Source organism: Gluconobacter albidus, assembly GCF_002723915.1.
GTDB classification, from domain to species: domain Bacteria; phylum Pseudomonadota; class Alphaproteobacteria; order Acetobacterales; family Acetobacteraceae; genus Gluconobacter; species Gluconobacter albidus.
Map to the genome: position 1 here is coordinate 1 of NZ_BEWL01000024.1, position 9,754 is coordinate 9,754.

Annotated in this window: 10 protein-coding genes and 1 pseudogene; all 11 read left to right on the top strand. The window is 41.2% G+C overall.

The window, feature by feature from the left end:
* Positions 1-291 precede the first annotated feature (291 nt).
* On the top strand, positions 292-753 hold the full coding sequence (locus GAL01_RS14830) for a lipocalin-like domain-containing protein (RefSeq protein WP_062027266.1): 462 nt from the start codon (positions 292-294) through the stop codon (positions 751-753).
* Positions 754-767: 14 nt separating this feature from the next.
* Positions 768-1,835: a [citrate (pro-3S)-lyase] ligase gene (gene citC, locus GAL01_RS14835; protein WP_082790591.1), complete on the top strand. Its 1,068-nt coding sequence runs from the start codon at positions 768-770 to the stop codon at positions 1,833-1,835.
* Positions 1,825-2,121: a citrate lyase acyl carrier protein gene (gene citD / locus GAL01_RS14840; RefSeq protein ID WP_082790592.1), complete on the top strand. Its 297-nt coding sequence runs from the start codon at positions 1,825-1,827 to the stop codon at positions 2,119-2,121. The genes citC and citD overlap by 11 nt, the downstream gene beginning before the upstream one ends.
* Positions 2,118-2,984, top strand: coding sequence for an aldolase/citrate lyase family protein (locus GAL01_RS14845; protein WP_062027271.1), 867 nt, complete (start codon positions 2,118-2,120; stop codon positions 2,982-2,984). Before citD ends, GAL01_RS14845 begins: the two co-directional genes overlap by 4 nt.
* A gap of 11 nt (positions 2,985-2,995) precedes the next feature.
* Positions 2,996-4,513, top strand: a complete 1,518-nt coding sequence (citF, locus tag GAL01_RS14850; protein WP_082790593.1) for a citrate lyase subunit alpha — start codon at positions 2,996-2,998, stop codon at positions 4,511-4,513.
* Between the two features lie 25 nt (positions 4,514-4,538).
* A complete protein-coding gene (gene citX / locus GAL01_RS14855) occupies positions 4,539-5,072 on the top strand; it encodes a citrate lyase holo-[acyl-carrier protein] synthase (RefSeq protein WP_082790594.1) in 534 nt (177 codons plus the stop codon).
* Positions 5,069-5,944, top strand: coding sequence for a triphosphoribosyl-dephospho-CoA synthase CitG (gene citG, locus GAL01_RS14860; RefSeq protein ID WP_082790595.1), 876 nt, complete (start codon positions 5,069-5,071; stop codon positions 5,942-5,944). Before citX ends, citG begins: the two co-directional genes overlap by 4 nt.
* Positions 5,938-6,870 carry an AEC family transporter gene (locus tag GAL01_RS14865; RefSeq protein WP_082790596.1) on the top strand — a complete coding sequence of 311 codons (933 nt, stop codon included), beginning with the start codon at positions 5,938-5,940 and terminating at the stop codon, positions 6,868-6,870. The genes citG and GAL01_RS14865 overlap by 7 nt, the downstream gene beginning before the upstream one ends.
* Positions 6,871-6,898: 28 nt before the next feature.
* A complete protein-coding gene (locus GAL01_RS14870; protein WP_082790597.1) occupies positions 6,899-8,494 on the top strand; it encodes an OprO/OprP family phosphate-selective porin in 1,596 nt (531 codons plus the stop codon).
* Positions 8,495-8,527: 33 nt separating this feature from the next.
* Positions 8,528-9,454, top strand: coding sequence for a LysR family transcriptional regulator (locus tag GAL01_RS14875; protein ID WP_082790598.1), 927 nt, complete (start codon positions 8,528-8,530; stop codon positions 9,452-9,454).
* 101 nt (positions 9,455-9,555) lie between these two features.
* A pseudogene (locus GAL01_RS14880) lies at positions 9,556-9,754 on the top strand (IS5/IS1182 family transposase); the annotation flags it as partial.

Consider the following 9,754-nt stretch of genomic DNA (forward strand, 5'->3'; position numbering starts at 1 on the left):
CCCCACGCCACGCGCGAAACACTCTTCCGTGAATTTCCAAAAGGGCTCTCAGGCCGGGTCAGCGTAGCCCTTAGTCTAAAAAACTAGGTCAACTCTGTTCAGGGATGAATTAGTCGCAGCAGTGCTTGGGCTTTATGGGGTGCATCATAAATTTGCAGAAAGACACCCGGTTATTAAAATGAAAATTAATTACGTCATGCGTAATAGTTATTTGCGTCAATTAGATCTAGAACGCACAGGAATACGTATTAAGTTGAATGAGAGAAGAGAAGTAAATGTCACGAGGTAGGAATGAAAAACTCACTTCATGTGAAGGAAACACCGTCAATGGGGCTTGCGGAGCAAATCATTGGGACGTGGCAACTTGTTTCTTACCAAGTAGAATTGCAGGCCACGGGTGAATTTATAGACGCCATGGGAGACCATCCTCGTGGACGAGTAATTTTTACAACTGATGGTTGGATTGCCTTTAATCTTGAGGGCACCGGCCGGGAGCCGGCGCATACTGATGCGGAGCGCTCTCGTTTGATGCAAACTTTGGTTGCCTATATTGGTCGCTATCGCATTGAAGGCAATCAATGGGTAACGACGGTACAAACGGCTTGGGCACCTGAGTGGGTAGGAACAGAACAACGCCGTACTGTGACGATTGAGGGTGATACTGCTCAGGTTGTGACGCCGTGGCGAAAAATGCCTAATTGGGCAAAGGATCAAATGTCGCGTAGCATTATTAAATTCGTTCGCGCTCATTAGAATTAGTTATCGAGATGTATCAAAACTTAGATGATATATCGATTTCTATTGTTTCAGGATCTGATCTTGAAAGAAAGAGAAAGGATATTGTCGATTTTTTGGCTGCTGGAGATCTGCGTATCGATAATCAAGTTACAACCTTTATTGTTGGCGCATTTCCGGACGATGAGCATATTGTTGCTTGTGCTGGATTGGACAAGAATGTTGTTAAGTGTGTTTGTGTCGACAAGAAAATGCGTGGCTCTGGTCTGAGTGTGCGTCTTGGTACAGAAATCGTGAAAGAAGGGTTATCTAAAGGCTATGATGATCTTTTTCTATTCACAAAATATATAAACTCCCGAATTTTCGATGGATGGGGATTTAAACCCTTAGTTGAAATTCCAGACGTAGTTTCGTTTATGGATTATAATCCTCGGCAATTGGATTATTATCTAGATTCTTTGAAGTCAGCATTAAGGGCAGGAGACCGTATAGGAAGCATAGTAATGAATGCTAATCCCTTTACGAATGGTCATCGATATTTGGTAGAGCAGGCATCTAAAGAGTGTGATTGGGTACATGTTTTTCTAGTGCGAGAAGATGTCTCCTTTTTTTCGTATGAAACTCGCCTCACTCTCGTGAGAGAGGGAGTTTCCGATTTAAGAAACGTTGTTGTTCATGAGGGATCTGATTATATTATTTCTCACGCAACATTTCCTCAATATTTTCTTAAGAAAGACGAAGAAATCACGGAGCAAGCATCTGCAATAGATGCCTTAATGTTTCGAAAATATATCGCGCCATCATTAAATATAAATGTTAGGTATGTTGGGACAGAGCCAACAGACAAAACAACAGCTATGTACAATGTTGTTTTGAATAAATTCTTAAAAGATTGTTCTTATTCAGATAAGAAAATCGAATTAAAAGAAATAGAAAGAGTAAAGTTTCAAGATACAGCTGTATCGGCTTCTCGTGTAAGAAGACTAATTCAAGAACATAGATATAGAGAAATTGTGGATTTGGTTCCGAAGTCAACATACTCGTATCTCAACAAACTCTTTGTGAACAAAAAAGAAAGGAAGTCGTGTCATGAAAATTAAAAAACGTGGTATCGCAGGAACGCTAGAGTCTAGTGATGTCATGGTGGTAATTAATCCCCATGATTCTCAAGAGATAAAATTGATTGTACAGAGCAAAGTTGAAAAACAATTCGGCTCTTCGATCAGAAAAACAGTCAAAGATACACTTGAAAAATGCGGTGTTGTGTCAGCAGTAGTTGACGTGAGAGATCAGGGTGCGTTGGACTGTGTAATCAAAGCGCGTGTTGAAGCCGCTGCTTACCGAGCTTCTGACGAAAAAAACGTAAAATTTGGAGATCTGTCATGAGACTTCGTCGTAGTATGATGTTCATTCCAGGAGCTAACGCTGGAATGTTGTCTAATTCATATATTTATAAACCTGATTCAGTGATGTTTGATCTGGAAGACTCAGTGAGTTTGACAGAAAAAGATAGTGCACGTTTTCTGGTATTTAATACCCTAAAAGAAAATTTGTATGGCGATATTGAAACTGTTGTTCGCATTAACGGGGTTGAAACGCCGTTTTGGGAAGACGATCTTGATATGGCTGTAAGAGCAGGTGTACAGATTGTTCGCTTGCCTAAAACAGAAACTGTAGAAGAGGTCAAAGAGCTCGAGCAACGTATCGAAAAAATTGAAAAAGATTGTGGACGCACAATCGGCGATACAAAAATTATGGCAGCTATTGAATCTGCTTGTGGCGTCGTAAACTCAGTCGCCATTGCAAAAGCGACACCGCGTATGGTGGCAATTGCTTTGGCGGGTTTCGATTACTTGGTTGACATGCAGACGTCTCGGAGCTCAGGCAGTGAGCCTGAGTTATTTTACGCACGAGCTGCAGTACTGCATGCTGCCCGAGCAGCAAAAATTGACGCATTCGATGTTGCTTATGGAAACGTCAATGATGAAGAGGGATTTTTACGCGAAGTCGAGATTGCAAAAAATCTTGGATATAACGGAAAATCGCTGATTCATCCTCGTCAAATCGAGCTCTTACACAAAGCATATGCTCCGGCCCAGAAAGATGTCGACCACGCTAGAAAAGTTGTCGCGGCAGCTGAAGATGCAGAACAAAAAGGTCTTGGGGTCATTTCACTGGATGGAAAAATGATTGATCCGCCCGTTGTGCATGAAGCGCAGCGTGTACTTCTCCTAGCTGAACATTCTTGAGGCGGACAGAAATGGCTTACAATAAAAAAGCAGCCGAAGATTATGCGGCAAAAAATAATATCCCAGCTTTTAAAGGAGTTTTCGCTAATTCCCCGCAGCTGGAAGACATCGCGACAAAACAGAAACGTAAGTTAAAATCGTCTCTTGAGGACGTTATAAAGTCTTCAGGCCTAAAGAACGGCGGTACGATTTCTTTCCATCATGCCTTTCGCGAAGGTGATAAAGTAGTTTTGCAGGTCGTAAAAAAACTTGCTGAAATGGGCTTTAAAGATCTCACCATTGCCCCCAGTTCGTTGTTGAATTGTCACGATGGACTTCTTGAATTTATTAAATCGGGCGTGATTGCGAAAATCTTTACGTCAGGCCTGCGTGGTGAGTTGGGAGATGCTATTTCTAAAGGGATAATGAACACACCCGTTCAGATTCATTCTCATGGTGGTCGTGTTCATCTTATTCAAACAGGTGAAATATCAATTGATGTGGCTTTTCTGGGCGTCTCATCATCAGATGAGTTTGGGAATGCGAATGGAAGTCATGGTGAGCTAAGTTGTGGCTCGCTGGGGTATGCAAAGGTTGATGCTGCATATGCACGCTATGTTGTGGTCTTAACGCAAGATATTGTGGACTTTCCGAATTATCCAGCAAGCCTCTCTCAAGATCAGGTAGATGCGGTTGTGCAGGTTGATGAAGTGGGAGACCCATCCCTCATCAGTGTTGGCGCAGCTCGGCTTACAAAAAACCCCCGAGATCTGTTGTTGGCACGAATTGCGGCATCTGTAATTGAGAATTCAGGCTATTTTAAATCAGGATTTTCTCTTCAAACAGGGTCCGGTGGTGCTGCAACTGCAACTACCATCTTCTTGGGAGAGAAGATGGTTGAAAAGAATATTAAAGCCAGTTTTGCGCTTGGCGGTGTAACGGGCTCTATCGTTGATTTGTTAAAAAAAGGCATGATTGAAGCGATTGCTGATGTACAGTCCTTTGACGTCGACGCAGCTCAGTCATTAAGAGATAACCCAGCTCACACCGAAATCTCTGCGAATGAATATGCAAATCCTTCGTCAAAGGGTGCATACGTCGATCGTATAGATACGGTTTTGCTAAGTGCGCTTGAAGTAGACACTGATTTTAATGTTAACGTACTAACTGGTTCAGATGGTGTACTACGTGGGGCTTCTGGCGGACATTGTGACGTTGCTGCAGCAGCAAATTTGACGGTTATTGTAACGCCTCTTCTTCGAGCAAGAATGCCTTGTATTGTTGAGTGTGTGAATACGGTGGTCACACCAGGGAAAACTGTCGACGTAGTGGTGACGGATCATGGGATCGCTGTTAATCCGAATAATGTAGATCTCAAAAAACGCCTCGTAGATGCGAGACTTCCTGTTACAACTATTGAGGAGCTTCAGAAAAAAGCTATTCTCCTCGCCGGAAAACCGGATCCTATTCAGTACACAGATAAAGTAGTTGCTGTAGTCCGCTATCGCGATGGAAGTGTGATGGATATCGTTCGTCAGGTTGCGTCGTAAGACGACAGCGCGGAGACCTGATGAAATGACAGAAGGTCCTGAGATTTTTTATTCTATCCTGCGGGCGCGCGAAGAGCGCGCTCGCAGGCAGTTATTTATTCTGAGGCGCTTCGAACGCCCGATTATTTCGGTAACGGTTGTTTCTCCAGGCGGTGAAAAATGCTCCCCTCTAATAATGAATATATTTTCTGAAGCGCGTAAGAATATTTGTTCTGCTGTTAAAGGTTCAGGCGCACGTGTTTTGCTGGAAGAAGCAAGTATAAGCTCTTCGGGTCCGGAGGCGATTTTTGTGGTATCGACTTTGTCTCAAATTGAGATCAAGAAGATGACTATGCTATTAGAGGACACGCATCCTCTCGGCAGGTTGTGGGATCTTGATGTTATCACACCGGATCAATTTTCTCTTTCTAGAGCAAATTTTGATTTCCCAGCGCGTAGATGCCTCTTATGTTCCGATATTGCAATGAATTGTGCGAGAAGTAAAAAACACTCCGTAGAGGATCTTCATAGAGAGATGAAGCAGATCTTTTTTCTCTTCGAAAAGGAGAAAAAAAAATGATTCCGTCACAGAGGATATCCCAAATAGCACGGAGTGCTTTGCTTAAAGAAATTAATCTTTCGCCTAAGCCAGGGCTGGTCGATCGTATTGATAACGGTGCCCATTCAGATATGGATCATGCTCTGTTTTTAGAGAGCATAGATGCAATAAGTCCTTTTTTTTCATTATTTTATGAATCCGGGTGTGCGTCGATTTCTTCGAAAGACACGCTTAATGATTTGCGTAAAGTCGGCGTGAAATGTGAAAATGCAATGTTTTCCGCGACTAACGGAGTCAATACCCATAAAGGTGGGATTTTCGCCCTTGGTCTTTTATGTGGTGCATCAGGAAGATTAATTTCTAACGATCAGGAATGTACTATAAAAAACGTCTGCATTGAAGTAAGCCAGATCTGCGACGGGCTATTGCACAATGATTTAACATCTGGAAATGCAAGATGCGTCCCCCCTACCGCGGGACAGCTTATTTATCGTCAATACGGCTTCGGTGGTGCACGAGCTGAAGCAGAATCTGGCTTCTTAACCGTTCAACGTTATGCACTTCCAGCTTATCGCGATGCCTTGCGCGATGGATACTCCGTAGTTGAATCTGAGTTAATAGCTCTTATTTCTTTGATATCGAATAATAATGACACAAATGTTATTTCACGATCCGGAATAGATGGATTGAACTTCTCTAAGTTTTTCGCCAGAAAAGCTTTAAATACTTTGCGGGAAAAAGGTTTTAGAGATTTCGAAACAGAAGTTTCGAATATGAATACTATATTTGTCTCGCGCAATATCAGTCCAGGTGGAAGTGCCGACCTTTTATCCGTGATGTTATTTCTTGTTAATTTCGAGCGTTATTTCTTGAATGGAGAAGTTGTATGTTAGAGATTATTTGCGGAGCTATTTTCCCGATTGTAGTATCGATGATGCTCGGATACCTCGGTGCTTCTATGGGGATGTTTGATCGCGATCAAGCAACTGCGATAAATCGGATGGTACTTAAATTTGCACTTCCAATGGATTTATTTGTTGGAATTTCTAAAATTGATCGTATGCAAATTCTACATTCGGGTAGTTTTGCAGCAATTATTATTTTCTGGATGATTGGCAGCTTTTTTATAACCTATTGGATTTCTCGTTTTGTTTTTAAGCGATCAGTGTCGCTTGCGACACTTCAGGCTTTGGCTATCGGGAATCCGTCGGTCCCATTTGTGGGATCTGCTGTTTTGGGGTTTCTTTTCGGTGGGAAAAGTGCGCTAGCCGTTTCTTTAGCGAGTCTAACAATAAATGTAGTTCTTATTCCTGTAGTATTTTTTTTACTATCTACTGACAATAAGGAAACTATGGGGAGTGGCGAAAACTGGGTTTCTCATCTGAAAAATGCGCTAAAACAACCCGTCGTTTTAGCGCCACTCTGCGCATTTATTTGGGTTTTATCAGGTGTTCCGATCCCAAAATTACTTGATATTTCTTTCGTTATGCTTGGAAAGACAACTGGCGGAGCTGCGATGTTCGCAGCTGGTATTTTACTTTTCCTTATGAAACCAATGATCAACAAGATGGTCATTACATCAGTATTTTTCAGAAATATCGCAGCACCTATGGTAGCATGGGGTCTAGCTATTGCTGCACATCTTTCACCTTTTTACTTAAGGGAAGCAGTATTAACTTTTGCCATGCCTTCAGCTTCAGTGATTGTGATTTTGTCGAATCAAATAAAAAAAGGTGAGAGAGAGGCCGCATCAACCGTATTCTTTTCTACAGTCGTGTCCATATTCACGATGGGAGCCCTTATAGCTCTTACATCGTAAATAAATTAATAAATTGGCACTTATTATTATGAAAAAATCATCTCTCATTTTTTCATTTTTGTCGTTTTTGATCTCAACACCCTTATCGTTTGCACAGACCAATTCAGGAATCTCTGAATTGGTCAATGAATTAAAAAAACAAGATCAAAGAATTAGATATTTAGAAAAAGAAATCATTGAGCTTCAGGGGCATTCCTACCAAAGGCAGAAAATAAGACGTGATTCTAATGATCATTCAATATTAGATATCCCATATTATAGGCAGAATAATTCTGGTTCTGTTAAAATTCCACGTCGAGAAATCAATAATAATTATATAAGTTTCCCATTGGTTGCATCTCCTCCAGGAACATTTGAAGCTGTCTCAAATATGCCGTCAAATTCTGGACCTATTTTGGGTGTATCATCAGAAATACCAAATAGAACTACTGAATTCGATGGATTAATATTAAAATGGGGAAAAGGTTTACCATCGTTCTCGACGCCTGATGGTAATTATAGCTTTAGAGTTCGTGGTAGAATATTGACAGATTATGGTGCGTCGTTTTCGAGCCGCTTTCCCCAGCAAAATATTTCAAGAACGATACTTCGCGCGGCTAGATTAGGTGTTCAAGGTAGGGCACGTAATTTATCGTGGGTATTGGAAGGAGATTTTTCTAGCAATACATTGCAACTCATGAGTGCATTTGCAACCTGGACTGACAAAACAGCCGGGTTATTATCAGAATACACAATCGGAAATAAATTTTCTGAACGAGGTTTTGATGGTTCTACGGGTTCGAGTGATACCGTATTTCTTAATAGAGATATTGTTGCCAATCTGTTAGTGCCCATGATGGGTTGGTACGGCTTAGGTGGTGCATATAAGATATATGGAAAAACCTGGCATATCGCGACGCAAATATCTGGTGATCAAGTCAATTCCACAAATAATACTAACAATGTAAGAGATGATTTAACGTATCTTCTGCGTACTCACTATATACCTTTCAAAGATAAGGTATCGTTAATTCATTTAGGGTTTTGGGGTTTCTACGAAGATTCAAAACCGACACAAAATTATACCCAAAACGTGAATTTATTAAATTATACGGATAACGCATTTAATTTTCAGGTTGGTCCAACAGCTCCTCTTTCTCATTCTTTATCTGGTGGCGTTGAGCTTTTTGGTATTTGGAAATCTTTTTGGGGATTATTCGAGTTTGGCTTAAGAAAGTTATCACTTAGGCGCACGTATTCATCGTATCCAAATTATGCTCTTTGGGCCGGAAAATCTGGTTCCGAAGAGGCTCTTAGTGTTCAGGGCGGCGTTTTTTTGACAGGTGAAACGCCGAATTACTTTGCGCATTCAGGTGTTTGGGCCGCCCCAAGAGTTCTTCATCCAGTAACACAAGGCGGAGTTGGAGCGTGGGAAGTTGCTCTTCGATATGATCGTGCGAGTGTATCCCGGAGCTTGGGTAGTTCAAATGCTTCTACCGTTACATTAGGAGTTAATTGGTATTTTTTGAATTATGCTCGCTTTATGTTTAATTTCACGCATGCTAATGTTTTAAATACAGATGGTTTGTATATCGGTTACAATTCCGGTAATACTCTGGGTGGTAGAATGTCTATAACCTTCTAATATCTAAATTTCGGTTGTTGTGGAATACTGAAGATGAGTCTCGAAGAAATTAGCGATTTAAGATTTTTTGTCGACCTGGTAGACGCGGGAGGCATTACAAATGCGGCACTGAGATTTGGTGTAACACCACCTTCTGTTTCGAGGAGATTAAGTAAAATAGAAAAAAGACTTGGAATAAAACTTATAGAAAGAAATACTAGGCATTTTCATTTAAATGATTATGGGCATGACTACTATGAAAAGGGATCGTTAATATTATCAGATATTGATGATCTTGATTATAGAATTTCTTCATCTGATAAGAAAATTGAGGGATTTTTAAGTATAGGTGCGCCATTAGAGCTTGGGTCAAATAAAATTGCGCCATTTGTTGAGGAGTTTGTGAAAAAATATCCGAACATTAATGTTAATCTTGCGGTGGCGACTGAAGGCTCATACAATTTTGATGATTATCTAGATATAATTATCCGTATAGGACTTCCAGAGTCTTCAAGCGCAATCGTCACGAAAATTGCGTCGACCATTCGTGTGCCGTGTGCTTCTCCCGAATATATTAGAATACATGGCGAGCCCAAGTCTCCACAAGAGCTTCAGCAGCATACGTGTTTATGTTTGAGACGTTATAAAACCATGGAAGCTATTAATCAGTGGTTGATGGAAAACGATGAAGAATCATTTATCATTAAGGTCGAGCCGAAATTTAGCAGTACGAGTGCAGAGATTATACATAGATGGGCACTATCCGGTAATGGAATTGCATATAAATTATATTGGGATTTATCGGAAAGCTTACAGACAGGAAAGCTCGTAAGAATACTTCCCAATTATAACGGAGAAATTATATCTTTATATGCTGTCTTGCCGTCAAAGTCCTATGTAAAGAGGAGTGTTCGCATTTTCCTTGACGAGCTAAAAATGTTCGCGAGAGATAATATAGATACTACAATACAAACAATATAATATTGTTTGTATTGTTATAATTTGGAGGGTTCGAAAAACCCTCTGGTTTTGAGGCTGCCTTTGTGATTCCATTTCTCCTGCATTGATTGAGGGAATGGAAGATGAAGCAGGCGGGATTTTTTGACGTTGAAGAGCGGATTGCCCGGTTGAGCGTGCTTGACGATCAGCTCGAAGCGTTTTCCCGGACTGTGGATTTTGAAGTGTTTCGCCCTGATCTCGAGAAGGCACTGGCGTATTCCGACGGAAGCAAAGGCGGGCGACCGCCATTTGATCCGCTGCTGATGTTCAGGACCCCCTGGG

What these genes read in the sequence shown, in the direction of transcription:
- GAL01_RS14830 (WP_062027266.1), top strand. Translation starts at nt 292, where the DNA reads ATGAAAAACTCACTTCATGTGAAGGAAACACCGTCAATGGGGCTTGCG.
- citC (WP_082790591.1), top strand. Translation starts at nt 768, where the DNA reads ATGTATCAAAACTTAGATGATATATCGATTTCTATTGTTTCAGGATCT.
- citD (WP_082790592.1), top strand. Translation starts at nt 1,825, where the DNA reads ATGAAAATTAAAAAACGTGGTATCGCAGGAACGCTAGAGTCTAGTGAT.
- GAL01_RS14845 (WP_062027271.1), top strand. Translation starts at nt 2,118, where the DNA reads ATGAGACTTCGTCGTAGTATGATGTTCATTCCAGGAGCTAACGCTGGA.
- citF (WP_082790593.1), top strand. Translation starts at nt 2,996, where the DNA reads ATGGCTTACAATAAAAAAGCAGCCGAAGATTATGCGGCAAAAAATAAT.
- citX (WP_082790594.1), top strand. Translation starts at nt 4,539, where the DNA reads ATGACAGAAGGTCCTGAGATTTTTTATTCTATCCTGCGGGCGCGCGAA.
- citG (WP_082790595.1), top strand. Translation starts at nt 5,069, where the DNA reads ATGATTCCGTCACAGAGGATATCCCAAATAGCACGGAGTGCTTTGCTT.
- GAL01_RS14865 (WP_082790596.1), top strand. Translation starts at nt 5,938, where the DNA reads ATGTTAGAGATTATTTGCGGAGCTATTTTCCCGATTGTAGTATCGATG.
- GAL01_RS14870 (WP_082790597.1), top strand. Translation starts at nt 6,899, where the DNA reads ATGAAAAAATCATCTCTCATTTTTTCATTTTTGTCGTTTTTGATCTCA.
- GAL01_RS14875 (WP_082790598.1), top strand. Translation starts at nt 8,528, where the DNA reads ATGAGTCTCGAAGAAATTAGCGATTTAAGATTTTTTGTCGACCTGGTA.